The organism is Bradyrhizobium sp. 45, assembly GCF_023073155.1.
Lineage (GTDB): Bacteria > Pseudomonadota > Alphaproteobacteria > Rhizobiales > Xanthobacteraceae > Bradyrhizobium > Bradyrhizobium canariense_D.
Window position 1 is genome coordinate 1 of sequence record NZ_JADPIX010000146.1, and the last position, 24,536, is coordinate 24,536.

At 61.2% G+C, this 24,536-nt stretch carries 26 protein-coding genes and 2 pseudogenes; 20 read left to right on the plus strand and 8 right to left on the minus strand.

Features of this window, described 5'->3' with window-relative positions; genetic code table 11:
- Positions 1-233: 233 nt before the first annotated feature.
- From IVB42_RS36140 to IVB42_RS36165, 6 genes are all read left to right on the plus strand, one after another.
- On the plus strand, positions 234-707 hold the full coding sequence (locus IVB42_RS36140; protein ID WP_247372215.1) for a DUF3883 domain-containing protein: 474 nt from the start codon (positions 234-236) through the stop codon (positions 705-707).
- 224 nt (positions 708-931) lie between these two features.
- Positions 932-1,213: a His-Xaa-Ser repeat protein HxsA2 gene (gene hxsA2, locus IVB42_RS36145; protein ID WP_247372213.1), complete on the plus strand. Its 282-nt coding sequence runs from the start codon at positions 932-934 to the stop codon at positions 1,211-1,213.
- Positions 1,188-1,544, plus strand: a complete 357-nt coding sequence (locus tag IVB42_RS36150; protein ID WP_247372211.1) for a hypothetical protein — start codon at positions 1,188-1,190, stop codon at positions 1,542-1,544. The genes hxsA2 and IVB42_RS36150 overlap by 26 nt, the downstream gene beginning before the upstream one ends.
- A gap of 17 nt (positions 1,545-1,561) precedes the next feature.
- Positions 1,562-3,010, plus strand: coding sequence for a His-Xaa-Ser system radical SAM maturase HxsB (gene hxsB, locus IVB42_RS36155; protein WP_247395463.1), 1,449 nt, complete (start codon positions 1,562-1,564; stop codon positions 3,008-3,010).
- Positions 3,007-4,215, plus strand: coding sequence for a His-Xaa-Ser system radical SAM maturase HxsC (hxsC, locus tag IVB42_RS36160; protein WP_247395462.1), 1,209 nt, complete (start codon positions 3,007-3,009; stop codon positions 4,213-4,215). The genes hxsB and hxsC overlap by 4 nt, the downstream gene beginning before the upstream one ends.
- A gap of 26 nt (positions 4,216-4,241) precedes the next feature.
- Entirely contained in the window at positions 4,242-5,192 is a 951-nt protein-coding gene (locus IVB42_RS36165) for a hypothetical protein (RefSeq protein WP_247372202.1), read from the plus strand.
- Positions 5,193-5,735: 543 nt separating this feature from the next.
- Here IVB42_RS36165 and IVB42_RS36170 read toward each other — a convergent pair.
- The gene (locus tag IVB42_RS36170) at positions 5,736-5,915 is read right to left on the minus strand and encodes a hypothetical protein (RefSeq protein WP_247372200.1); all 180 of its coding nucleotides are present in this window, start codon (positions 5,913-5,915) and stop codon (positions 5,736-5,738) included.
- Positions 5,916-6,105: 190 nt separating this feature from the next.
- On the opposite strand from IVB42_RS36170, the gene IVB42_RS36175 reads away from it, so the two are divergent.
- Positions 6,106-6,486 carry a DUF4336 domain-containing protein gene (locus IVB42_RS36175; RefSeq protein WP_247372197.1) on the plus strand — a complete coding sequence of 127 codons (381 nt, stop codon included), beginning with the start codon at positions 6,106-6,108 and terminating at the stop codon, positions 6,484-6,486.
- A gap of 244 nt (positions 6,487-6,730) precedes the next feature.
- Here the strand turns inward: IVB42_RS36175 and IVB42_RS36180 are convergent, their stop codons facing one another.
- Positions 6,731-6,871: a hypothetical protein gene (locus IVB42_RS36180; protein ID WP_247411346.1), complete on the minus strand. Its 141-nt coding sequence runs from the start codon at positions 6,869-6,871 to the stop codon at positions 6,731-6,733.
- A gap of 302 nt (positions 6,872-7,173) precedes the next feature.
- Positions 7,174-8,068 (minus strand): annotated as a pseudogene (locus tag IVB42_RS36185) (3'-5' exonuclease).
- 1,453 nt (positions 8,069-9,521) lie between these two features.
- Between IVB42_RS36185 and IVB42_RS36190 the strand changes: the two are divergent.
- The 4 genes and pseudogenes from IVB42_RS36190 to IVB42_RS36200 form a co-directional block, all read left to right on the plus strand.
- Positions 9,522-9,767, plus strand: coding sequence for an HWE histidine kinase domain-containing protein (locus IVB42_RS36190; RefSeq protein ID WP_247372195.1), 246 nt, complete (start codon positions 9,522-9,524; stop codon positions 9,765-9,767).
- A gap of 92 nt (positions 9,768-9,859) precedes the next feature.
- Positions 9,860-10,201 (plus strand): hypothetical protein, encoded by a 342-nt coding sequence (locus IVB42_RS36195; protein WP_247372193.1) that lies wholly within the window; start codon positions 9,860-9,862, stop codon positions 10,199-10,201.
- Positions 10,202-10,308: 107 nt separating this feature from the next.
- Positions 10,309-10,434, plus strand: a complete 126-nt coding sequence (locus IVB42_RS42115; RefSeq protein ID WP_256466592.1) for a hypothetical protein — start codon at positions 10,309-10,311, stop codon at positions 10,432-10,434.
- Between the two features lie 442 nt (positions 10,435-10,876).
- Positions 10,877-11,423: pseudogene (locus IVB42_RS36200) on the plus strand (NYN domain-containing protein); the annotation flags it as partial.
- Between the two features lie 1,567 nt (positions 11,424-12,990).
- Here IVB42_RS36200 and IVB42_RS36205 read toward each other — a convergent pair.
- Entirely contained in the window at positions 12,991-13,167 is a 177-nt protein-coding gene (locus IVB42_RS36205; protein ID WP_247372191.1) for a hypothetical protein, read from the minus strand.
- Positions 13,168-13,323: 156 nt separating this feature from the next.
- On the opposite strand from IVB42_RS36205, the gene IVB42_RS36210 reads away from it, so the two are divergent.
- On the plus strand, positions 13,324-13,596 hold the full coding sequence (locus tag IVB42_RS36210) for a PilZ domain-containing protein (protein ID WP_247372189.1): 273 nt from the start codon (positions 13,324-13,326) through the stop codon (positions 13,594-13,596).
- A gap of 921 nt (positions 13,597-14,517) precedes the next feature.
- Here IVB42_RS36210 and IVB42_RS41945 read toward each other — a convergent pair.
- Together IVB42_RS41945 and IVB42_RS41950 are read right to left on the minus strand one after the other, a co-directional pair.
- Positions 14,518-14,868 carry a diguanylate cyclase gene (locus tag IVB42_RS41945; RefSeq protein ID WP_346731103.1) on the minus strand — a complete coding sequence of 117 codons (351 nt, stop codon included), beginning with the start codon at positions 14,866-14,868 and terminating at the stop codon, positions 14,518-14,520.
- Complete coding sequence (locus tag IVB42_RS41950; RefSeq protein WP_253075391.1) at positions 14,750-15,556, minus strand: sensor domain-containing diguanylate cyclase; 807 nt, start codon at positions 15,554-15,556, stop codon at positions 14,750-14,752. The genes IVB42_RS41945 and IVB42_RS41950 overlap by 119 nt, the downstream gene beginning before the upstream one ends.
- Positions 15,557-15,852: 296 nt before the next feature.
- Here IVB42_RS41950 and IVB42_RS36220 point away from each other — a divergent pair, with 296 nt between their 5' ends.
- The 3 genes from IVB42_RS36220 to IVB42_RS36230 are packed head-to-tail and all read left to right on the plus strand — an operon-like array spanning position 15,853 to position 16,867.
- Entirely contained in the window at positions 15,853-16,242 is a 390-nt protein-coding gene (locus tag IVB42_RS36220; protein WP_247372186.1) for a nuclear transport factor 2 family protein, read from the plus strand.
- A gap of 10 nt (positions 16,243-16,252) precedes the next feature.
- The gene (locus tag IVB42_RS36225) at positions 16,253-16,453 is read left to right on the plus strand and encodes a hypothetical protein (protein ID WP_247372184.1); all 201 of its coding nucleotides are present in this window, start codon (positions 16,253-16,255) and stop codon (positions 16,451-16,453) included.
- 18 nt (positions 16,454-16,471) lie between these two features.
- Positions 16,472-16,867: a hypothetical protein gene (locus tag IVB42_RS36230; RefSeq protein ID WP_247372182.1), complete on the plus strand. Its 396-nt coding sequence runs from the start codon at positions 16,472-16,474 to the stop codon at positions 16,865-16,867.
- A gap of 137 nt (positions 16,868-17,004) precedes the next feature.
- Here the strand turns inward: IVB42_RS36230 and IVB42_RS36235 are convergent, their stop codons facing one another.
- Entirely contained in the window at positions 17,005-17,928 is a 924-nt protein-coding gene (locus tag IVB42_RS36235; protein ID WP_247372180.1) for an ABC transporter substrate-binding protein, read from the minus strand.
- A 1,054-nt stretch (positions 17,929-18,982) separates the two neighbouring features.
- On the opposite strand from IVB42_RS36235, the gene IVB42_RS36240 reads away from it, so the two are divergent.
- Positions 18,983-19,489, plus strand: a complete 507-nt coding sequence (locus IVB42_RS36240; RefSeq protein WP_247372178.1) for an NUDIX hydrolase — start codon at positions 18,983-18,985, stop codon at positions 19,487-19,489.
- A gap of 179 nt (positions 19,490-19,668) precedes the next feature.
- On the opposite strand, the gene IVB42_RS36245 is transcribed toward IVB42_RS36240, so the two are convergent.
- Complete coding sequence (locus IVB42_RS36245; RefSeq protein WP_346731105.1) at positions 19,669-20,235, minus strand: ABC transporter substrate binding protein; 567 nt, start codon at positions 20,233-20,235, stop codon at positions 19,669-19,671.
- A 1,039-nt stretch (positions 20,236-21,274) separates the two neighbouring features.
- On the opposite strand from IVB42_RS36245, the gene IVB42_RS36250 reads away from it, so the two are divergent.
- The 4 genes from IVB42_RS36250 to IVB42_RS36265 all read left to right on the plus strand — a co-directional run.
- Positions 21,275-22,378 carry a DUF2336 domain-containing protein gene (locus IVB42_RS36250; protein ID WP_247395457.1) on the plus strand — a complete coding sequence of 368 codons (1,104 nt, stop codon included), beginning with the start codon at positions 21,275-21,277 and terminating at the stop codon, positions 22,376-22,378.
- Positions 22,375-22,698, plus strand: coding sequence for a PilZ domain-containing protein (locus IVB42_RS36255; protein WP_247372171.1), 324 nt, complete (start codon positions 22,375-22,377; stop codon positions 22,696-22,698). Before IVB42_RS36250 ends, IVB42_RS36255 begins: the two co-directional genes overlap by 4 nt.
- 101 nt (positions 22,699-22,799) lie before the next feature.
- The gene (locus tag IVB42_RS36260) at positions 22,800-23,849 is read left to right on the plus strand and encodes an HD domain-containing phosphohydrolase (RefSeq protein ID WP_247395456.1); all 1,050 of its coding nucleotides are present in this window, start codon (positions 22,800-22,802) and stop codon (positions 23,847-23,849) included.
- Positions 23,850-24,349: 500 nt separating this feature from the next.
- Positions 24,350-24,536, plus strand: a 187-nt coding sequence (locus tag IVB42_RS36265; protein ID WP_247393458.1) for a transposase, incomplete at its 3' end; no start/stop codon positions are given.

Sequence of the window (24,536 nt, forward strand, 5' to 3'; positions counted from 1 at the left end):
ACCTGACCAGCTCCGACGGAGCAATCGCTACCGGCGTGTCACTGGAGAGAGGAAGAATGGTAGCTTGACAACAAACCGCAATTAAAGGGCCGATTGACAGTAGTTGCCACTGCGAACGAATTCATTAGTGGGCTGGGGTCACGGTTCTCGCCCCTTCGTTCAAGTTCGGTGAGGATGGAGGTCCGCGGTCGGACAGGAAGCCGTCCGCAGCGGCGGCAGCCTACCAGCAGTAGATGTCGACGAAACTGGCTCAGGCGCAGTGCCCCTCTGGATGGGGCAGGGCGAGCTTCGGCGTGCAGGTCGTCCAGGACTGCCTGCCAGTATTCCTGCGGCGTGTCGTCGTCTGGAGCCAATCCGGGCTTCGTCGGCACGTTTTTGCTGACGACGACGGCCATTCGTTCCATCTGTTTAGGGGTGGGCATGCGCCAGCTTGCGGGTCGGTTCCTCATGAGCCGAAGTTCGAATACGACGGGCTTTGCCAGGTCGGCCGCCGCGACCAGGCAAAGGAGATGGACTGGCTCGCCGATCGCGGCGAAGACCATCGGGGCTACGATCGGTCCTTCGAGCCGGGCGGCGAGGAGAGGTTTCTCGAGATCAAGACCACCAACGGGCACGCGCGGATGCGGTTCTGGCTGGCCCGCACCCAGTACGAAGTTGCCGCCCAGAATCGTCGACCTACCGCGTCCGGAGAGTCTTCCACGTCCTGAACGGTGCCGAGATGTTCAACATCAAGCCGCTGCTCGACACCGGCCTGCGGCTCATCCCGGACAAGTACCTGGCCGTGCCTAGGTGATGCGGTTTGCGTGGGGCGGTAGCCAGAGCGTCGGTCCGGACAGGGACGCTCTCGGCCAATAGAACTATGGACTTTCCGCCCTCGGAAGTTGTAAGAGGGCCTGTTCTTTGAGCAAATGAAAATATTGGGGGGCCGTATATGACCGAGAAGTCAAAAATTGTGCTTTCGCTTGGCGCAGCGCTCGCGTCGCTCGCCGGGATTGCGGTTCAGGGCGCCGAGGCCAAGGCAGTGGACGCCGACGATGTAACCGCGGTTACGGCCGAAAACAGCGGCACTAAGCTTCAGGCAAACGCCCACTACCAAGCGGGCGAAGACCTCCTAGGGTTCGTCATGACGAAGCAGGCCGACGGCACCATCGTCGCCCAGCATGCCTCCCACGCCTCGCATGCTTCACATGCGTCCCATGCCTCCAGCCGCTAAGGTTCCGGCGGCATCCCCGGTCGAGGTAGCTGTCGATTTCGATTCAAGCGTCCAAAGCCTCAGTGCTTTGGATGCTGCAGCTTATCGTTTGATCGGAACGGCGACCTGCCAGGTTGACCGGACGGGCGATCGCTATGTTTGCCGCCTCGTTTCTTTCAATCAGCAAAAGGGAGCCGCGCTCAATTCGGATGAACTAAAAGAGCGCTTTCTGAATCTGGTCGCTGACGAAAACGTGCGCGTTCGCGTCGCCGAAAAAACGGAGGGCGTTCGAAACGTCATTCTTGCACTGGCCTTCGGGGCCCTCGTCGCTAACCAAAATGATGCCGGATAAAGTCCTGCCGGAGGACCATGGCGCGATTCTTATCTCCTGAGAGCTTTAGCACGGCTACGGAAGATCTTTCGTTGCTGCCGTTCAATTTCGAGCGCATCGGAGCGAACCAATATCTCGTCGCTAACATGGTCGGCGATTTCGTCCGTCTGTCCGAAGATGAACTGAACAGGCTGGTCGACCTTCAGTTCCGGCCCGGCGACGGCCTCTACGAAAAGGCCTATGCCTCTCATCTGGTTACCGGGACGAACCAGAAGGCGCAACGGCAGCTATTGGCGGCTCGGCTGAGAAGCCGGATGTCGTTCCTGCAGCAGACGACCCCCCTCCATATTTTCGTCGTAACGCTGCGGTGCGAACACTCTTGCCCTTATTGCCAGGTGTCTCGCCAAAGCACCGATCGGTCGCGCTTCGATATGAGCCAGGAAACGGCGATGCGCGCCCTGGACATTGCGTTCGCCAGCCCGTCGGCACGAATCAAGATTGAGTTTCAGGGCGGGGAGCCTCTTCTCAATTTTCCGCTGATCAAGACGATCGTTACCGCTGCGAAGGCTCGGTCCGGCAAGAAGCTCGACTTCGTCATCGCTTCAAACCTAGCCTTGTTGGACGATGCCGTTCTCGACTTTTGCAAGGGGAACAACGTGCTACTGTCGACGTCGCTCGACGGTCCCGCCGACCTGCACAACAAGAACCGTCCGCGACCCGGCGCAAACAGTCATGAACTAGCCGTTGCTGGAATACGGCGAGCGCGGGAGATCCTGGGCCCCGACAGGGTCGGGGCCTTGATGACCACGACGGAGGCGAGCCTCGATCGCGTCGATGATATCATCGACGAATATCTCCAATTGGGGCTCGATGGCATCTTCTTGCGTCCGCTTTCCCCGTTCGGGTTTGCGATCAAAACAAAGCAGTTCGCCAAGTACGACGCGCGGAAGTGGCTTGCCTTCTATGAGCGCGGGTTGCGCCGGGTCCTGGAGATCAACCGACAGGGCACTCCGTTCAGGGAATTCTACGCAACGCTGCTTCTCACGCGGATGCTTTCGGACCGACCCATCGGCTACGTTGATTTGCGCAGCCCCGCCGGCGCCGGCCTTGGCGCCCTGGTCTACAACTATGACGGCAGTGTTTTCGCGTCGGATGAAGGCAGGATGCTGGCCGAGACCGGCGACGACGCTTTCCGGCTCGGTCACGTCGAACACGACAGCTACAATTCGCTTATCCTGTCGGACAAGCTGATCGGCGCGATTTCGTCGTCGCTGACGCAGTGCGCTCCCGAATGCTCGACCTGTGTGTATGAGAGCCACTGCGGCGCAGACCCCGTCTATCATCACGCGACGCAGGGCGACGCCTTGGGAATCAAGCCTCTGTCGGCATTTTGCGCTCGCCAAAAAGGCATCATGGGCCTGCTGCTGGACATTCTGGAGAACTCTCCGGAAGATGCTGCCATCCTGCGACGATGGGCCGCCGCATGACCCTTCCTCTCTATGGCACGGCCTCGCAGAGCGCTGGATTTTCCTCGGACAAGGCCCGATCGGTCCTCAGGCTCCGGTCGGTCGACAGTGCCGCCGAACGTCACGTGGCTGATTTCGCGCTCGCCAGAACGCCAGACGACGTCCGGCGCGCGATAGAAGCCTGTTGGCCGTCCATCCTTGTCGTTTCCGACGGCTCAATCGATCTACCCGGTACGTTCACAGGACGGCTGGTCGCCGTTCCCCCGAAGTATGACTATCTCGCGGACGGCGATGTCATCGGCTTCGATCATGCATCGAAGAAATTCCGCACGCTGTATCGCCGGAATTCGGCGCACAACTCGCTTCTGGTCACGGAACGCTGCAACAACTATTGCCTGATGTGCTCACAACCACCGAAGGATGTCGATGATCGCTGGATACTCAGCGAAATCAAGGAAAGCCTACCTCTCATTGATCGGACGACCCGTGCGCTAACGTTCACCGGCGGAGAGACCTTGTCGGATTGGGAAGATTTCACCGGTGTCCTCAAGGAGTGCCGCGACCGGCTGCCGGCGACCGCCATCCAGGTGCTGACCAACGGGCGCGCGTTCTCCGACTCGCGGATTGTCGACGCTTGGAAGGAAATCGGCCACCCCAACCTTATGGCTGCTATTCCGGTCTATGCCTCGGTTGATCATGTCCATGATCACGTCGTGCAAGCCAAGGGTGCGTTCGACGAGACGGTTCTGGGTATTCTGAAGCTCAAGGACCGGGGACAGCGGGTCGAAATCCGTGTCGTTCTGCATGCATTGACCGCGCCGATTATCGAGGACACGGCTCGGTGGATTGCCCGCAATCTGCCGTTCGTCGACCACGTCGCGTTGATGGGCCTCGAGAACACGGGCTTTGCGATTGCAAACGATGCCATGCTCTGGATGGATCCAGTTGACTATGGCGAGGGACTCGCAAGGGCCGTCGATCACTTAAGCGCCGCTGGCGTCAACGTGTCGGTGTACAACCTTCCCAAATGTGTTCTTCCAACGCCTGTTTGGCCGCACGCGCTCCAGTCGATCTCGGACTGGAAAAACGGCTTCGTGGAAGAATGCGATCGCTGCGACGAGAAGAACACTTGCAGCGGCTTTTTTACGACCGGGCGTCCGCGTTTTAGCCGCGGCATACGCGCAATCACTCCCCAACGAGACAAATTGAACGCCTTGGTGGATTAGCAGGCCACGGAGCCAGGAGAACGAACATGAAGATCGGCATTGGTCTCATCGCTGCTGCGGTTGTATGCGGCATCTCAGCAGGTCCGGCCTTCGCAAAGACTGCAAAGGAATGCACGGCGGAGTGGCGCGCTGACAAGGCCGGGAATCAAGCCCGGGGTGTGACCGAAAAAGCGTATGTCGAACAATGCAGGGGTGGGGCCGAGCCAACTGCTGCCGCACCGCCGGCAAAACCGGTGGAGACGGCGCCACCGCCAGCGCCCAGGCAAGCGAAGGCTACCGGATCGAAAGCCGCAAAAGAATGCACTGCCGAGTGGCGCGCTGATAAAGCCGGCATGCAAGCCCGAGGTGTGACCGAAAAAGCGTACGTTGAACAATGCAAGGCGGGTGCGGCGCCAGCGGCCTCCGCGCCTCTGCCGACGCCGAGCGCCGCGACGCCACCTCCTCCCGCAGCGCCGGCACCGTCAGCCGGCACCACGTCTTCCCGGAAGACCGCTAAGGATTGCACCGCCGAATGGCGGGCCGACAAGGCGGGCATGCAAGCCCGCGGCGTCACCGAAAAGGCCTATGTCGAGCAGTGCAAGGCCGGCGGTACTACGCCGAGTGCTGCTACTCCCGAACCCAAGCCGGCACCTGCTGCGCCCGCACCGAGCCGGCCCGCACCAACCGCGACGCAAGCCGCGCCAGCCCCAGCACCGCAAAAGCCGGCCCCGACAACTGCGGTGCCTGCGCCGACTCCGGCACAGCAAACCTCCGCGCCGAAAGACCAGGCAACGCTAGAGGCCGGGCAGTTTGCAGATGAAGCTTCCGCAAAAGCCCGCTGCCCGACCGACACCGTCGTCTGGGTTAACCTACCGTCGAAGGTCTATCACTTCGCTGGAACGAAGAGCTATGGCACCACGAAGCGCGGTGCCTACATGTGCGAGAAAGAAGCAATCGCCGCCGAAGATCGCGCTTCGAAAACCGAAAAACATCCCTGAGGCCAAACTCAGAAAGTCTGGTCAAGGCGTCCACTTTTTTAGTTCGGCCCCGTCATCACAGCGGTTTCGCCGGCCTCACTTAGCCAGCGGTTGATCGCGTTCCGGACCGCGAGCGCCGGCCAGAGCCACTGTCTAACATCGACGGCGGAGAGAGTGGGACTCTCATCCCCGATGCCGCGAATGCACGAAATCCGCCGAAAAACAAGGATTCCCGGAAAGCCCGGCCGCGATTTGTGACCACCGCTGTGTACCACCGATTCGGGCTGTCCGACCGTCAATTTCGACCGATTTCGAGGCAACTGAAGGCCGACGATGGCTGCCGCCGACAGGGATAGCTGATAGCCAAGAACGGCGGACACACTAGGCCAACAGTGCGAACGCGCTATGCGAAGGCGAGCGAGCAAACTTGCTTCTATGGCTACCTCGCGAGGAGATTTTTTGCTCAGCTTCGACAGGCATTGAACGAATCGCCTGTCGAACAAGCCTCGTCTGATCATCCGTTAGCACCTTAAGGCAATCGCTTCGGCACCGGATTTATGAGCGCTAAAGATCGTCGGAAAATACTGACAAGCTTATCCCCGGCGGCTGTCTGGTACGCGTGCGGGCGAGTTCGAGCCAGGTCTGCGCGACCCGGATCCAGCGCAGTCGTTCGGAGCCGTCGGCGTGCACGACCGCACGCATTGCCGCCTCCGCCTGGAGCCAAGGATTGTAGTCGGTGCCCATGGGTGAAGCATCCTATCGGGACAACGTAAACGAGAAGTGGCAGCCGCTCCGGAAAGGCGCTTTGTCTTGACCTACGGCGGTGTTTGGCGGGCACGCGTCTCCTTCTGGCCGGCGGCCTTCTCCAGCCGGTCGGTGGGCTCACGCCTGCGGATTCCGGGGATAGCGGCCACGCCTTCGCCGGCGCGGCCTGGTGGCTGACGCTGCGCCACCCACAGATCGACGGCGCTGCTGTCCGGGATATCTCGGCGCTCGGCCGGTCGCCCATATTGTCGCTCCGGGTAATTTCCACCACAAGTACGCAGCCACCGCGCAAGCGCGTTTCCAAGGGCGAAAACGTGGATTTGTCCCGGCATCGAGCGCAGGGTGCCCCGGCCTGAAATATGATGGCCTGCTCGGTGACGTGCCTCCCGCCGATTGGGATGGTGAAATCGACCAGGTGCTCGTACAAGGCACGCGCATCATGCGTGAGGTCGCGATGTTTCACCGAGCAAGCCGCACGCTGATCCTTGTTGACCTCATCGAGAACTTCACCGACGCGATGCCTCATACCGGATGGACTTTGAAGTTCTGATTCAAGTGTGAATTACGCATGTGGAACAATCCCAGTCCCGCGCCGGAATATCGGATGGGCTGGAGCGACCGTCAGGCAGCGGCGAAGTCGCTTCGGCCCGTTCTGGCCTGGGAATTTCAGCAAATCGTGTTGTCGCACGCCGATCCAATTGATCGCAACGCTCGCGCGGTTGCGGCCGCGGCTTGAACCGGAATACTCGAACAGTGATAGCTTGCAGGCGCGGCAAACCGCTGAGTGATTGCGATTATCGCGCCTTCAGCTTTGGCTGCGCGAAAGCATTCGCGAACCATCGGACCGGCGCGATCAGTTCGGTCATGAAGAGCGAGAGCGACTTCGCGACCTCGATGTCTTCTCCGATTCGGAACGGGCGGAACAGCAGCAGCATCACGCCAGTCGCCAAGTTGGATAAGGTGCCCTGCAGCGCGAGGCCGATCGGCAGCGAGGTGGCCCCAGACCGTCACCAGACTGGCGGTCTGGATTCCGAACAACTGCAACACGGCGATGCGACGACAGTGAGCACCGCGTACCGCGCGAGGCTTGCAAAGAACCTGTGACGAGCGCGTCGATCGGTTGGGTGATCGTCATCACGCGGGAGACGAAGCTCTGCGCCGCGCTCGCCAGGTACCATCCCACGACCAGCAGCACGGTCGCATAGATTGCGTTCAGTCCGTACCCGTTTGTCGCCAGCTAGATACGGTTGGAGAACCTGGTGAAGGCGGTCAGGGTCTGCAGGCGCGGCTCGAAGTCGCGGAGGTAGATCTCCGTCTTCAGGAAAGCGATCTCGCCGTCGACCGCGGCCTCGCAGACGTCGGCGTACCAGGACTTGGGCCGGCCATCGCTTCCGTCGGACCAGCGGTACCCGCGCCGTTTGAGCGAATCCTTGAGCTCGAAAGATGACTGCTCCGCCCAGACCCGCACCGTCTTCTTCCGGGCGGTCTCCAGCAGGAGTGCAAGCGCCGGCGCGCCTGTCGTCGGCAGTACGAAGTCCAGGATCTCCAGCAGGCGTGACAGTCGTCGACGGCCCTGTGGGCCTAGTGGAAGTAGCCCGCGCCGTTCAGAAGATAGCCAAGCCTCGCTCCATCGAATCCATGCTGGCGCCAATCGACCTCCGTCGCCGAGCACGCCCACGCGATCCGTTCGAAGACCGGCCAGTAGCGCTCCGCGAACTTCCGATCGAAACCGCTATTGTGCGCGATCGCGATCACCCCGCCCTCGACGAAGGCGGTCACGGCCGCCTCGTCGGTCCTGTGGCCGGCCACCATTTCGCCGGTGATGCCCGTGAGCGCCGTAATCTCGGCCGGGATGGGCGCGGACGGCTCGTTGAGGGCGGAGAACGTGTCCCTGACGCCGACGATCCTGCCGGACGCAGGTAGTCGAACTTGACCATGCCGAGTTCGATGACCTCATCCCTTGCGTGATCGAGGCCGGTCGTCTCGGTGTCGATCAGGATGCCGACCTTGGTTTCTTGTCCGATGTCCGGCGGGCACATGGCCCGCGGCACCAGGCGCCGCAGCACCCGGTAGTCCGTCGACTGGCTTAGGACCTCGGCCAAGGCCGCCAGGTCCGCCGTGTCCTGAAACATCTCTGCTCGGAATTGCGAGGATCCGGTCAAGCCGGGACACCCGCAAAATAGCGGGAGCGCCCTCCAGGAGTACCTGAAAAACAAGTGATTCACGGTCTTTTCGACCCATATCGGTTCGGCCCAGCCCGGATGCGGGCCCAGATCGCGCTCCGACGGTCGGAGGGCTGCGGCGCCGCTCCATGCCCCGAGGGCCGCAGGCAAGTCGGAGGCGTGAAAGACGACTTCGGCCACGGCCTGAGGCCGGCCGGGACGGTGACCCCGCGGCACAACACCGCGATGGCCACGACGCCGAGATTGTCGTTCGCAGAAGAACGAACTCGTCGATCGCGGTCTTGGCTTCCGGCCGGCGGAGAGCGATGTCCGGGGCCTCGGGAATGTTTGTCCTCCGGACGGTTTACGCCAGCGACGGCAAGAATGCGGGCGCGGCTTGCCGCCGCCTGGAGAGCGCTTCCGCACGCCATGACCACCGAGGCCGATACTTTCCGCGAACGCGCGGAGGAATGCTGCCGACAGGCGGAGAAGGCGATCAGCCCCCTCGACAAGGAGGCTTGACTGCGCATCGCCGACGAGTTCGTCAAGCTGGCGCGGACCGTCGAGGAACGGAAAGCGAAGTGACCTGCGGGAAGGGATCCGCTCCGGCCGGCCTCGGTGTTCTTCCGGAATTGAAATGACGGGCCGAAACGTGGCTCTGTCGGCACGTCGATCGTCGACCTCTGCCGAGGGCAGGGTCATTGCAAGCGGTCGATAAGGGGCCGCCCTGATTGCCACCAGGGCGGCCCCGCTTGCGCAAGATCAAAGCGCGCTCATCCCGCCGTCATAGCCTCGCCGTGTAGCCGAACAACACTCGTCGGGCTCCTAGGCCCGGATCCCAAGGGCTCGGGCCTCGCCTCGCGCCCGGCGCCGCGGCGTGTTGGAGAACGAGCCGGCACCCGCTCGCGTGCGCGCGGCCGCTGACACATACCGGGCTCCCTCCCGTCACGCATTCCCCGCATGCATCGGCACCCGGAACATTCGCGCGGCCCACGGCTTAGGGAACGATGCTGGATTGGTCGAGACACTCCGACGAGGCCGGAATCGGCGCCATCGTCGCGCGGCATGCCGCCATCGGAAAGGGCGGCCAGGACTCGGCGTCGCGAGAGCAGCAATTCCGCGAGCTGCTGCAGGCCCTGCCCGCCGCGATCTACACGACCGACGCCGAGGGGCGCGTCACCTTCTTCAACCGCGCCTGCATCGAGTTCGCCGGACGCACGCCGAGCATCGGCGACATGTGGTGCGTGACCTGGAAGCTCTATCTTTCCGACGGCACCGCTGCCGCACGCGGAATGCCCGATGGCCGTCGCGCTGAAGGAGAACCGGCCGGTGCGCGATGTCGAGGCCGTCGCCGAGCGACCCGACGAGTCGCGCATCTGCTTCATGCCGTACCCGACCCCCGTTGCGCGACGAGGGCGGCCGGATGGTCGGCGTCATCAACACGCTGGTCGACATCACCACGCGCAAGCAGGCCGAGGAGCGCATGATGCTGCTCACGGCCGAAGTCGATCACCGGTCGAACAATCTGCTCGCCGTCACCCAGGCAATGCTGCGGCTGACTAAGGCCGATACGGTCGAGGAATTCCAAGCCGCCTTTCAGGGGCGGCTCGGCGCGCTCGGAAGGTCCAACGGCTGTTCTCGGCCTCGCGCTGGACCGGCGCCAGCCTGAAGACCATCGTCGAGGAGGAGCTCAGGCCGTATGCAAGCGATGATGGCGAACGGGTCCGCATCTCCGGAGATGACGTAAATCTGCCAGCCACCTTGGCTCAGGCCGTCGCCGTCGTGGTGCACGGACTCGCGACCAACGCCGCCAAGGACGGTTCGTTATCGGCGCCAGGCGGCAAGGTCGAAGTCCGCTGGATGACGGACGATGCCGGTCGCATGGTGCTCCTGTGGTCGGAGAGCGGCGGTCCGCGCGTCACCGAACGGGCCCGCAAGGGCTTCGGCGTCGGCGCGATCGACGGCATCATCCGCACCCTGGGCGGGAAAGTTGTCCGCCGTTGGAAGCCTGAAGGGCTCGAGTGCGAAATCCGGCTTCCGCCCGCCGGCGCGCAACCCGCGCTTCTCCGAGGAAGGCGCTTTCCGCATTTACGGATTTGGTAGAAATTGATGACACCATTCCGGCATTGCCGTCCGGCCGCATCGACGGCCCCGATTCTTAAAATGTCTCGATAGACCTGGCTCGTCGCCGGTCGGGGGAAAGGCCCATCATGGTCGAGGGGGCCGTAGTCACAGTCTTGGCGCTGCTGGGCTTTGATCAGTTCGTCAATCATGGCGAAGTCGCGGCCGCCGCGATGGCAATGCTGAGGCAGATCGCACGCGCTTACGGCGTCTGACTAGACCTCTGCAACCGGCGGTCTTCTTCGGTGGAACCGAAACATTCTTCGCGGCGGCGAATTCACTATCCAAGGCTTGGGGCTTCGCAATTTGCGAGGCAAGTCATGAACTCTCTGTCGACCGGCGACACGCTCCTCACGGTGGCCGTCATGACCAGCGCCTTCTTGGATATCGAACAGAGGAAGTCGATCCGGCATCGCGATTGTCTCGGTCAGTCCTACTGTACGGTCGTCTTTGCGTCACCGAGCGAGGCTCGATTAGTTTCCGAAAAACGTTTGTACAAGCGGACAACTGAGGTAGCCTCTCATTTTCACAGTTCGGTCTCGCGGCCATGCCGCAAGAACGCGAGCGAACAGCCAACAGGTTAGGTCAGACGGCAGCTTCGACAAACGGCGCCAGGCGCCGAAGCGCCGCCGTCGCGGCCGAGCCAGAGCGGTCAGCATGTCGTCCGCACCCAGCAGGATCGCGGTTTTCATCGACGGCGCCAATCTCCACGCCGCTGCGAAGGCGCTAGGATTCGATATCGACTACAGACGCTTGTTGACGGAATTCCGCGACCGCGGCGCACTTCTCCGCGCCTTCTACTACACGGCCGTGATCGAGGATCAGGAGTATTCGTCGATGCGTCCGCTGCTCGATTGGTTGGACTACAACGGCTACACGATCGTCACCAAGGCCACCAAGGAGTTCGTCGACGCTTCCGGTCGACGCAAGGTGAAGGACAACATGGCCATCGAACTCGTCGTCGATGCGATGGAGCTCGCCGGGCAGATCGACGAGATGATCCTGTTCTCCGGCGACGGCGACTTCCGCGCCCTCGTCGAGGCGGTGCAGCGTCGCGGGGTCCGCGTCACCGTGGTCTCGACGGCCGCCAGCAGGCCCCCGATGGCGGCTGACGAGCTCCGCCGCCAGGCCGACGCCTTCACCGATCTGGTGGAGCTGCAGTCGAGGATCGGTCGGGAATCCGTCGGAGCGTCCGGCGCCGCGCCGAGGCGATGAAGTGCGCGGCGCATAGACGGAAACGCCGCTGCGCAAAGGCAGCGGCGTTGCCGGTGAAAATTGGACCGTGCTGAAAAATAGCCCCGGCAGGTCGAGCCAAGCAGAACCGGACGCGAATGTTGAGTCCGGAAGTCTACGGGTTTGCGCGGCGCCTTGGTTCCAATGCGCCGAAGAGCGCCGATCGGCGCCACATCGGAACGGACCGCAAGACGGCCCTTCGGCCATGAGCGACACGGGACAGGCGAGCATCGCCTGGAAAACTCCGGAAAGCCAGGGCCTATGGCTCGGACGTCGTCGATGGCGAGTGTTCCGCTCGGGTCTAAACCGGAGTACTTGAACGGCAGGCCCGCTTAGGAACGGCCCCGCGGTTGCTGCGTTCGCACCTTCGAATGCCGCGATATTTCTTCCACATTCGGGGGACGCGCCCCTATCATGATGACGGCTGCGTTGACCTGCCCGACAATGCGACGGCATGGAAGGAAGCTACGAGGTTCGCCCGCGACATCGAGAGCAACTTCGCGCCAGGCGATGTCTGGCGTCTCAGGTGCATCGCGACAATCGGCCGATCTATTTGTTGAGGATCTGTACCCATGTCATCGGCTGATCGGCAACACGGGCGTGAGGCGCTCCGGCCCCGGATGGAAGGCGCGAAGGAAGTAAGCGCGGCGGCCTGCAGATCGAGCCCGTCAGTCTGGCCTTCGGGAAGCGGCCCCGAGTTCGGTCCTGACGGCGTCTTTGCCGAGCAGCTCCCGTCGCTGGTCCGGCGATAGAATTTCGAACGCGGCCCGGAGCCATCTCGCGTCATGTCGCCGTCGGGAAGTGCCCGCGGATGCCCCAGATGAGGTCCTGCAGGTCCTTGCTCGTGGGAACCACGCGCGGGTCGACGATTCGGACCAGCTCCGGATGGAGCTCGGCCAGGCCGGAAGCCCGGCCGACGGCTCCGCAGGGCGCGTCGTCGTGCCACTAGGCTACCGAGCCGCGCGTGATAGCTTCAGGATATCTGCCAGCAGCTCGAACACCCGCCGATCTCCATCGCGGGCGTACTATGCTTCGTCCGCGGACGTACATAGCCCTCCAGCGGACCTTCTATGGGTCGGTTAGCAAAAGGACCTCGCCGACGAGGACTCAGAGCGTCAGCGCTGGGGAATTGAGGGCTTTGCAAAGAGGGCAGGGTTTTGAGCTGGTCGCCCATTTACCGACGCGGCTGTCTCTCGGGAGGACCCTTGAGAGCCGCCCTGGTTTGCCAGATCCCGATAGCGTGAGGGCAGAAAGGCTCAATAGATAATGCGAACCGCGTCCGACGTACAACCTTTGTTAAGAGTTTCGGCGTGCAATTGCATCATTGAATTATTTCAACCGACTCGGCTCTTTCTGGTCGGGCTCACGCATTGCAGACAGGCTGCTCCTTCGAGTTCTAGTCTGACCATTTCTTCTTTCAATCGCTTCCGACGAGTGGGAAGCGACAACGAACACTATTGGACGCTCGAATGCCAAAGGTCCTCAGATTTCCTCGACCTGACGAACGAAGACCCGGACCAGATCGTTCTCTCCGGGAACTACCTGCCATTGCGAGCAGCGCCGTTGCGCTGCTGACGGGAGTGGAATCTCTTCAAATTCGAACCACCGAGGATCTGCGCCGCGCCATCTTCATGCTCGATCTCGCAAACACGTGCATCCGATTGATCGTCAGCCAGATCCGGAATGGATCGACCAGAAAACAGCTGCTGGCCCAATCCGCGAAGATCGATCAGCTTCTTGAGACTGCGCGTTGCGAGATGCAGCTATAAATTTCGAGAAATGACCATTTGAACTCGCCGCTGTTACTTCAAGGACCTGCGATGAGCTGGAATAATCGAAAGGCGACCCGCGTTTAGTTTGAACACAAGCGCATGGTCAACATCGTGGGCGTCGATGGGATATGGCGACGGAGTTGCATCCTCCTCGACGCTTCTGAAAGCGGCGGCAAGCTTGAGGTAGCAGGCTCCATCGATGCACTTAAGGCGCAGGAATTTTTCCTGGTTTTATCGTCCACGGGCCTAGCATTTCGCCGATGCGAGTTGGTTTGGGTCAATGGGACGCACGTAGGCGTTAGATTCGTTACGGAAACGACGAAGACGAAAGAGCGCCCGGGCAAGAATCATCGTCTCGCCGCTGCGCGCTAAGGCGAATGTCGGGCCAAGACCTTAGATGACGAAAAATCCGAAATGCAGCTAGTCTCGTCGCGAACGATCTCCTTCATCGATGTCCCCTCTCTCGCGGTTTGCGAGGCCAAAGAAGCTCTGCTTCACGACGAGAGTAGAGGCTTCGTCCTCTATTTGTCCGGCGGAGGTTCATCATCAGTCACGGAAGAGCGAGTCTTCTTCCTGGAACTGCGCGAGGCGCTGGTGTGGTTGAACGAGCCTGCCGAGGATCAAGGATCATTTTGGGTATGAAGTCGCACGAGTAAGCCGCTCAAACGGAGGCGGGCATCATGCTAGTACATGTTCTGGCCGACAATGCAGCCAAGTTGTCTGATCTTTGTCGCGTCCTTGACTGCAGATTTCGGTAGCGGCGGAACGGCTGGATGTCGATGCAAAGCTTTCGCAGGCGCCACACGCCGTCGTTGTCCGCGCCGACCTACGCCTCGTCGAGAACATCGCGGCTCTCAAGAAAAGAAGCGCGAGTCTGACCAAGCTTCCCAAGCGCATATTCCTGGTCGAAGAGCCGTCTCACCTCTGTATCTCGCAATCCTTCCCCTCGACGTCCGGCGAGCGGAAGCACGCTAAGCATCAGGAATTTCGGTCGTGGCTCCTCCTATCTGTTTCTCCTGCAACGTCCCGAGAAAGCTCGTCCACGCCGAGCCCGAGACGACGAGATGGGAGATTCGCTCGTACAGGTGCCCGAACTGCAAAAGTATTCTTCGGCTGGTTGAAGCCCGTGAACGAATGCCGCGCCGGCCGCGGACGTCCCCGCGATGACTTTTAGGACGGTCTCATCTGCATCGTGAGCCCTTTCAGCGCACGGCAGTGACGGTGCGCCATCGGCTGCGGCCGCCGCCGATGCGAACTCACCGGCGCCCTGCGCTCCCGCATCGGCCAAAGGGGCTACGCCGCGGCACTTCGACGGGCCGGCTCGGCGGCACTGCGCGCAAGGAGAAGGCGCAATCTTGCCAGATCATCTTCGGATGCGATCTGACAGCGCGCCCCGCCGGCGAACTTGGCTTGATAGAGCGCGGCGTCGGCGGCCCGCAGCAGGTCGGCGGTCTGGCTGCCGTGCTCGGGCGCCATTGCGATGCCGACGCTCACACCGATGCGTGCCCACACGCCGCAGCCGAGGTCATACGGAGCTCCGATCGCCTCGACCAGGCGGCTCCCGAACGCCGTGGCTTCTTCCGCGGTGCAGCCATCGGCGAGCACGACGAATTCGTCGCCGCCGAGCCGGGCAGGCAGGTCCACTTCGCGCAGGAGGCAGGCCACGCATGCGCTGAGCCACGCCCTCCAGGAGGCGGTCGCCCGCCGCGTGACCGTGCGTGTCGTTCACCATCTTGAACTCGTCCAGATCGAGATAGAGCAGCGCCAGCACCCCGCTGCGGGCACCGGGTCGCGTCAGCCGCTCCTCGAGCTCGGCGACAAGTCCAGCCCGATTGGCGAGCCCGGTGAGCGCGTCTTGCCGGGCGCGGCGCTGGTTCTCGCGTTCGGCGCGCATGGTGGCGATCAGCATCCGGTTCAGCCTGAAGCAGGCCATCGTCATGGCGGCCAGATACATCGGGATCTGGAAGAAGAGGACAAGCATGAGTGGCTGCCCAGCGATCAGGGCGCCCGGAATCGTCGGCCCCAGGCTCAGCACGATCATCGCGCCGCAGAGCCGCGGCGCACTGAAGTTGCGGAAGCAGATACCGCCGACCATCGCACCAGCGGACACGCAGGCGAGCGTCGCCGCCACCCAGTCGCCGGTCGCCAGGCTGATCAGCGCCCCGTAGCCGACGCTGCCGCTCCAGGCGATCGACAGGACAAAGCCCCGCGAGTTTAGGCGAATTGCCCATTTGCTTGAGGGATCGAGAAGGGTCGCCGAGAGCTCCCGTACAATTGCCGGCTCGCAAGCGCTCTCGCAGATGATGCCTCCCGGATTCGCGGGGAGACCCAAGACGGTGAAGCTGGCCGGGCTAAAACGGCGGCTGACCTCACGCTCTCGACATGGTCGGAGCTGCCGGCCCGGTTGCTGGCTCTTTCATCTGACCTGGACGGCGGCAGGGCGAGGCCTCAAGCATCGGCCCGTTGCGCCGCAGCACCTGAATCGATTGCCGACGATCCGGAATTGATGTCAGATCGAACTTTGTCATCCAGACGAATTTCGAGCGACATGGTTTTCAGGGAGGGGGAATTGCGATGCTGCGGACTTGCTTCTCATGTCTCTTCGTGACGGTCTTTTCGCTGTCTGCAATGGCCGACGGCGATCCAAGGCAAAAGGCCGAAGCGGTCGCTGCGGAGGACGCGGCGAGCTTCAACAAGCAGGATGGCGCCGGAATCGCCGCGCTGTTCGCGGCCGGCGGGCTTCAAGTCAATCCGGCGGGTCCGCGCTCTGATATCGCGGAGTTTTATCAGGGGGCCTTCAAGGCTGGCTTCGACCATGAGGAAATCACGGTGGACCAGGCATGGCCGCTCGGCTCGGACATGGCGCTCGCCATCGGGATGCACCGTCTCTCGGGCAAAAATCAGAGCGGCGCGCCGATGCAGACGGGAGGCGTCTGGACGGCGACGTACGTGACCGAGGGCGGCAAGCTCAAGATCCGTTTGCCGTCGGCGATGCCCAAACCGCCGTCTTCGAAGTAGGGGGCATCTCATGTTCGATGCATCCACGACAGCGCTTTTGCGGGCGGTTCTCGACGAAGTCTGCGAGAACGTTTCGGCCTGTGAGACCGGAACGCGCACGCATGTCGCCACGAAGATCTTGGAAGCCGCCGCCGGAGGCGAGGTGTCGCCGGAGGGTCTGAGGCTGGCCGGTCGCCGGGCGCTCTCGCATTCACCGAGCATGTGGCGCTGAACGGGCGAGGGTCGGCGGGTGAATTTCCAGGTCACGGTGCTGAAGATCCTGGTGAGCTACCCGGACGGCTTCGCCGTGATGGAGGACCTCAAGCGTGACATGGCGCTATTGGCCACCAGCGGCCGGGATTGGGCCGACCGCACCAGGCGGCTGGCCGCGCGCGTGCCAGACCTCGACATTTTTTCGCAAGGACTCGTCGTGCGCGAGAGCGGCGGCTGGAAGATCACCGAGAAGGGGCGCGCCGTGCTGGAGCTCATGGAGGCACGCCCCGCTGCCGTCCATGAAATCGAAGTGGCTCCCGCCCAGCAGCCCGATGGGGCGATATCCCCGCTGCAGCTTCCGGCGGAAAGGGCGAGGCGACGGCGCGAGCGTCGGCGCGAAGCCGCGCAGCGGGCGCGAGCTGCCGCTTCCTAGGGCGTGCGCGCATAATACGGCGCTTGATCTTGGTCACACCGGATGTCCGCTTATCCGCTTATCCCTCAACAGCGGCACAAAAGCGGGCATCGCCTGAGGTCGCCGAAGGGCCACTTCCGGACTCATGCAGTGCAGCATCATTCGATCACGTCGTCGGCGCGGACAAATATCGAAGGCGGTACGGTGAGGCCGAGTGACTTGGCAATCTTTATGTTGATCACCAACTCGAATTTGGTCGGCTGCTCCACCGGCAAATCGGAAGGCTTGGTGCCTTTGAGAATCTTATCGACATAATTGCCTGCACGCCGCCATATATTGGGTAATTCGGGTCCGTAGACGACCAATCCGCCTTTGGCAAATTGTCGGAAGAGATAAATCGCGGGCAAATTATGCTTTGCCGTGCGAGCGACGACTCGCGGGGCCTCGAAAACAGTGCGATAGTCGCCCAAAACAATTATTGCATCAGCGTGCTGGGCGACGGCCGAGGCAAAAGCAACATCCAGCTCCTCGGCCTTACTCGCCTCAACTGTCGGCAGGGCCACGCCCATGTTTCCGGCAGTGCGCGGTATTTCTTCCGCTAACAGTAGCCGGTGAATTGCATTTTCTGGGTTGACCAATAGCGCGATTTTCGCAGCGCCAGGCACCAGTTCTCGGAGGATCTCTACAAATTTTCCAGTCATACCTCCGGAAACGGAGGTCGCGAGACCAGTGATGTTACCGCCCGGATGTGACAGGCTTTGCACAAGGCCAATAGCCATGGGATCGTACACCGCCACGAACACAACCGGAATGGTGGTAGTGGCGGCTTTCAGGGCTAGGGCTGGATTCGGTCCAGAAGCAATTATCAATTCGGGAGTTAAGGCCACCAACTCGGTGGCTAAAGCTGGTAGGCCGTCGGCTGCATCACGGTATTCGACAAACAGGTTCTTGCCCTCGATCCAGCCCTTCTCGCGCAAGCCGCTAAGCCATGCAGCGTGACTTGGGTCGCGGGCCGGATCATCTGCCCCAACGGCCAAGGAAGCCAATTCTGCGAGGTTTTTGCGAACGTCGTGGCGAAACAAGCAGCGCCGCACTAGCCGCAATGAACTCCCGCCGCTTCATTCGATCCTCATGGGAGCCTGAGGACGACGGCACGCAGAGTATCACGGCTCGATAGTTGTTGCACTCACAGCGGGCAGATGCGGAGTATAGTCGCAGGGACGGCTCCGGGCACGTGTCGATATCGCCAGAGACGAGCGCCAGCATTGGCCCGTCGTGGCACGACTGATCGGATTAGACATCAAGACTTGTCGTGCGCGTACTTCTCCAACAGCAGCCGATTATATTCATCTCTCACAGCTCTCCGCGAGACATGCCCTCTTCGGTCTTTGGCAATCTTCAGAAGATCAGGATCAGTTGGTGCCCGCGATTTCCGCCTAAATCTCGCAAAAAGTCGGGTAGCAGGCGCCGATGTCCTTCCGAACAGTCGGTCAAACCATCCCATTGTGTCCTCCCGGACAGAGGCGAATTGAAAACACTATCACCATGTATTTGCGGGTCAAATGGACAGTGCAACTGGAACTCTTTGAAAAGTTCGCCACCACATAGTTCGCAACAGGGCAAAATGCGAAGAACTCAGGTTGAGCAAATCTGGTCCGCTCTGGGTCAGATATTGTTGCAAAAGTCGTCTTTCGCCGATGACCAAAATTCTGCGGGCCGTGGGCGCGACTTTCGCGTATAAGATGCGAGGGACCTCACGGCCTCACGCAAAATTCACAGGCGACTTCGGTAACGCGATTGAGGTCATACGAATCAGCGGTCGCTCGCTGCGTAGCGTTTTCGCGAAAAATCTTGACCCCTGCAACTTTCGACTTTTGCAACACAATCGGTCAATGAGCGGACCTCCTTCAGACAAAACGCAACTTCGCTGATGGGGCCAACAACTGACTCATGCGCGGCAGCAGGCAGGTGCATTCGATCACCCTGGTCGGCTCGCACCAATATGGAGGTGGGCATCGTTCGAATGTCGAGGGCTCGGCTTCAGGGTCACCACAGGATATAGCTGGGACAACAGCCGAGACCCAGTACCGGCGAAAAGCTGTCCCTCTCACCGGCAAGGGTAGTAGAGGTTGATCCATGTCAGACCTTGCACAAGCTCGACGTTCCACGCTTCTCGACGCTGCCTGGCGGACAGCATACCGCGTCGGTTTCCCGCTTGCCCGCATCTGGTGGCGACTGCGACACCAGCAGCATGAAGGGGCACTTGTGGCTGTCTACGTCGATCAGGCGCTGCTGCTGGTGCGCTCGTCGTATAGGATCGAGTGGAACTTCCCCGGCGGCAGTGTTCGGCAGGGTGAGACGCCTGAAGTAGCGGCTCGCCGCGAGCTTTCAGAAGAGATCGGACTCGCCGGAGCATTCCCGCTGGTCGCCGTAGGAGACGCCCGGGGCCTTTGGGAAGGGCGAAGCGATAAAGTGCATTTCTTTGAACTACGACTGGATCGGCTGCCCGAGTTACAGCTCGACAACCGTGAGATCATCGGCGCGCGGCTGATATCGCCGAGCGAGTTGCGCAGCATGGCGCTGACCGGGCCGGTCACCGTCTATCTTGGCAAGACGATTGCGCCGGGCTGCCATACAGAGTGACCGCGCAACGCTACTGCAATGTTCACGATCCTCACCGCCGACAGCCGACATCCCTCTAGCTTCAGCGTTCTTCGGCTTGGGGGCCAAGAGGCGACGTCATTCAACAACTTGATCGGCGCGGACGAGCAGCACCGCAGGCAGTGCGAGCCCGAGCGCCTTCGCAGTCTTGAGATTGATACTCAGCTCGAATTTGGTCGGTCGGTAGAAGGGATATCTCCGGGACTGCTGCCTTTAAGAACCTTGTCGATGAGGTTGGCGAGGCGCCGAAAGGTCTCTGGTAGGTCAATCGAATAAGCCATCAGTCCACCGAGTCGCACGTACTCGCCGTAAGCGTACATTGTGGGAGTGCGGCCCGCCGCCGGTAATTGAACAATAGCCGCGCCAGTGGCGAGATGCTCGGCCTCATCTGACACCATGAGCGCGTCTGCTCCTTCCATTGATCTGAAGACCCGCTGGTACTCTGTCAGGTAAAAGCCGTTGCTCAGCAGGGCAGCCTTCAGCGAAACACCCGCTCGTTTCGCTGCCTCGCGCGCAGCCGCACCTCTCATGTCTTCCCAGTACGATCGCGACACAAGGTAACTGAGGGTGGACAGTCCCGGCATCGCCTCGACCAGTAGCTCGATACGCTTTCCAATGAGCTCCAATTCCGTCCCGATGGTGACGCCTGTGATGTTGCCGCCCGGCCGCGCGATGCTGGCCACAAGTCCCAAGGCAACCGGGTCGTTGACTATTGTCGCAATCGGAATGTGGTTGTGGCCATTTTAAAATCCAGCGACAGACGCACGGCCACCGCTAAAATCAAGTCGGGATGTGTGCTGATCACATCCCGAACCAATTCGGAATAGCGTTCTGGTCGACCTTCTCCCGAGTAGCGATCAATCACGAGGTTTTGGCCCTCGGATGTAGCCAAGGCGGCTCAGCTCCTCGAAAAAGGCGCGGTTATGCGGTGGACCGCTCAGGCCCATTTCACTGACTTTGAGAGCCGGGCTAACGAAGGGGCGATCCGCTTTGGTCTCACCGGTTGCTGCGCTTGCGCCGCGAGTGGCATCGCCGCCATGCTCACGAAAAGCGTAATGAACTCGCGCCGTTGAATGTGCCCCCCTGACGAGAAAACCTGATCGACCACTCAAATCCTAGCACCTTAGGACGGGAGAGGAGCGAGAAAGGTGGAGATCGACCTCAGCACTCGTGAGCCGATGTCAGCTCAGGGTCGCACGCGTCGGTTTGCCCGCGAGGCGAAAAGACTTTCGGTCTAGCCGAATAAGCAGACGTGATCAGATGGCGGGCATGTCTCGAACGGGGAATGGACGTCCGTTCTCGCTGTCGCTGCAGGTTCACGAACCCAAGCGTCGAAGGTTGCTGGACCGATGACGCGGCTCACGGCTGCGGTGATAGCAGCACACAGGCACCTCTTCGACGAACTTCCGCAGCCACCGCAGCGCCAACCGGCTCGTCTCGACAACCGCAAAACGGAGTTGGCACTCGGCCCAAACGTTGATCTGCTCGGCAGCGGCACGAGCGCGCGAGCCTACGTTCAGCGCCCTATCGAGCTTCGAAACTGGTCTACGTCGTTGAAGCGAAAGGTCTGTCGCGCGGGCACGCGCGATTTGGTCATCAATACTCACGCAAATAGTCGAAACGCAGCGGCCTGCCGATTTCGATGATGTTTCGAGGTAACCACGGTTTTATGATACCGTACGAACCCCAGATCAATAAACATATGTTAACAACTTCGGCGCGTACTACGGGTGATTGCACATTTTCTTTTGACGATCGAGGCCCGCGATGACGGGAATTGCCGCAGCCGATGTTATTGTCGAGTTGGAGGCTACCATTGCGGGGAGCTCACTTGAACGTTGTGTTCGGATGCTTCGGCGCATCGTGGAGCTGCTTGTCGCCGGGAACGGTCGGTTGCAAGAGCCGCATGTCGACTTGCTGGATGAGGTCCTTGTTCGCCTGATCGCCCGGATTGCTCCCTCCACACTTGTCGAGCTCAGTACAGCTCTTGCAGACCTGCGGGCCGCTCCGAAAAAGACGTTGCGGCGTCTTGCGTCATGCGAAGACGCTGCAATCGCGGTCCCCGTTCTGCGCCAATCCCCAGCCCTGTCGCCGGGGGATCTTATGGAACTGGCGGCGTCCAGCAGCGAGCGTCACCTCCTCGCCATTGCTGACAGGCGCGAGATCGAAAATGGGCTGACGGACGTGCTGTTGCAGCGCGGCAGCAGCAAGGTTTGTCTGGCGCTTATCGGAAATCCGGCGGCGCGATTCTCCGACGCCGGCTATTCCATGTTGATCGGCAAGGCCGAGCAGGATGACGAGATCACCAAGGCTCTGGCCTTGAGGCCAGGCACACGGGACATGGTTGTCCGCGCGCTGCTATCGGCATCTCCACGACCAGCAACCGGCACGAAGGCCGACGCGCGTCCGTGCGCTTTTTCAGGGGCAACCACGTCCTCCGAAATGCCGGTGACGGTGAAGCGCCTTTGCGAGACAGAATATGCTGCTGCGAGGCCGGAGATCGTATCGCTCAACCGCGCTGGCAAGCTGAACGACTCGACCGTTAATCGGTTCGTGATCCGGAGCGAGACCGCCAATCTGTACACCGCGCTGTCGGTGCTGTCCGGAGCACCCGTCGAAGTCGTCGAGCACGTAATGGCGGAGCCCGATTGCGAAGGCTTGGTGATGGCGTGTCGGGCGTCGCGTCTGAATTGGCAGACGACGCTGGCCATCCTCAACAGTCGCGGCCCGCGCCTTTCACTCAGCGAACGCGAACGAGCACAGGAGCTGTTTGAAAAGCTTCATCTGTCGACCAGCCAATGGTCCGTTCGTTGGGGAGAAATCTCCGCGGGCGCCGACGATCGCACTGCGAAATCGAGAGCAAGCCGATGAAGTTCGACGGTCGCAAGGCCTCTCGGGTACGGATGGACCACAGGCAGTCAGTCAACCTGATGGGCTCCGACGGCACTTGGCGGCGAAGGTGCGTCCTGCTCGACGTCTCGGAAACCGGCGCCAAGATCGAGGTCGAAGGATCGGTCGAAGTTCTTAAGGCGAAGGAGTTCTTCATGCTGCTGTCGTCCACGGGACTGGCCTTTCGGCGCTGCGAGTTGGTCTGGATCGACGGAACCATCGCTGGGGTTCACTTCATCCACGCAGATGGTAAGAAAGCCCCAAAAACGGCCGGCGACAGAGCCGCACCGAAACAGGCTTGAGCCGAGCAGCGTCATCAAACTCTAATCTGATGCAATGATCGTGCAGAATCTGACGAGAAGGCCCAATTTAGACCGGCACCCGACAAATAGAGGTATCAGTCATGTTGGTACATGTCCTGGCTGATACTTCCGATAAGCTCTTCGGGCTCTGCTCGGTCCTTGAAAGGCAGTTCACTGTCGCGGGCGAGCGGCTCGACGTGGAGGCAAAGCTACCGCATGCGCCTGCCGCCGTGGTCATCCGTGCCGATCTACGATCTGTCGAAAACATTGCCGCACTGAAAAGGAGAGCTTTGCGTCTCGCAAAGGCCGGCAAGCGCATCTTCCTCGTCGAGCAAACCTCCCACGTTTGCATCTCGCAGGCCTACGCGCTGGGCGCCACCCTCGTTCTGCCGGGCAAGATCGATCCGACCAAGCTCATGGGCGCGCTGTCTGATCCGGCCGGGAACGAAGCCGGTTCGCCGTGCGACATCGCGCAGCCTGACGATGCGGTCGAGGTCGGGGCCAACGCCATCGCATCTTTGTTCACTTTGGTCAGACTCGGAGAGCGGATCGACGTCGACGGCACCAAGGAGGCCGGCCGCATGATCACCAACCGGGTTTCCGAGCACGGGCTGTCCGATTGGCTGAAGACCGTGCGGCGCCATCACGAGGGAACCTATCAACACTGCCTGCTCGTGACCGGCGTCGCGATCGATTTCGGCCTCAGTCTCGGCGTCCGCAAAAGCGATCTCGAACGGCTCTCTACCGCTGCCATGTTCCACGACATCGGCAAAGCCAGGATTCCCCTGGCGGTTCTGGACAAGCCGGGACGCCTCGACGACAACGAGCGCGCGCTGGTCGAGACCCATCCCGCGGCGGGTTATGACGTGCTGAAGGAACACGGCTCCATCTCATCCGAAATACTCGATTGCGTCCGGCACCATCACGAATATCTCGACGGCAGCGGCTATCCCGACGGCCTCTGCGCCGAGAACATCACCGACATCGTTCGCATCCTCACCATCTCGGATATCTTTGCGGCGCTGATCGAGCACCGGCAGTACAAGCCGACCATGCCGCGCGAGGCGGCCTATGACATTCTCTGCGGCATGAATGGAAAGCTGGAGAAGGCGCTGGTCGCCTCGTTCAAGGACGTTGCGCTCACCAGATGAGATTGATGCGCTGCGGTTCACCTCATCAGTTTCTCCCGCCAAAATCACGAGAGAAGCATAGCAAAGCGGTAGCGTTTTCACTCTGCCAGTACATTTCGCTGATCTAGCCTGAGCAAGAGCCGAGGTCTGCTATGGGTCAAGCGCGTCGGTTTGACCCTCTGCCGGTCACTTCCGGTCTCCCCCTAACTCCGGACGTACCGCAGCATCGCCCCAAGTGAAGCGATGGGCCATGTGTGGACGGCTCCGGGTTGGCAAGGAGAATCTTCACTTGCAGCCTTGGTCGGAGCAGCCATGTGTTCGGCCTTCTTGTGCGGTACTCATGACCGCTGGCCATAATGCCCTCCGCGGATCAGGTCCCGATCAAAAGCACGCATTCGAAGATGCCCTGGCCCATGTGGGTTGTCCTGATCGCCGGATCGACCGGCGCTGCATTAGGGTCTGTACCTAATTAGCGAGTTCTGATTCCCTGGTGCTAAGTTGATTCGGCACGGGGGACTTCGATGCGCAAAGGACTGTTCTGGCTCAACGACAAGCAGTGGGCTCAGATAGAGCCGCATCTGCCAACGAACCAGACCGGCCCGGCGCGCCAAGACGATCGACGCATTATCAGCGGTATCATTCACATGCTCCAGTGCGGCGCACGCTGGCGCGATTGCCCGTCCGACTATGGCCCTTACACGACGATCT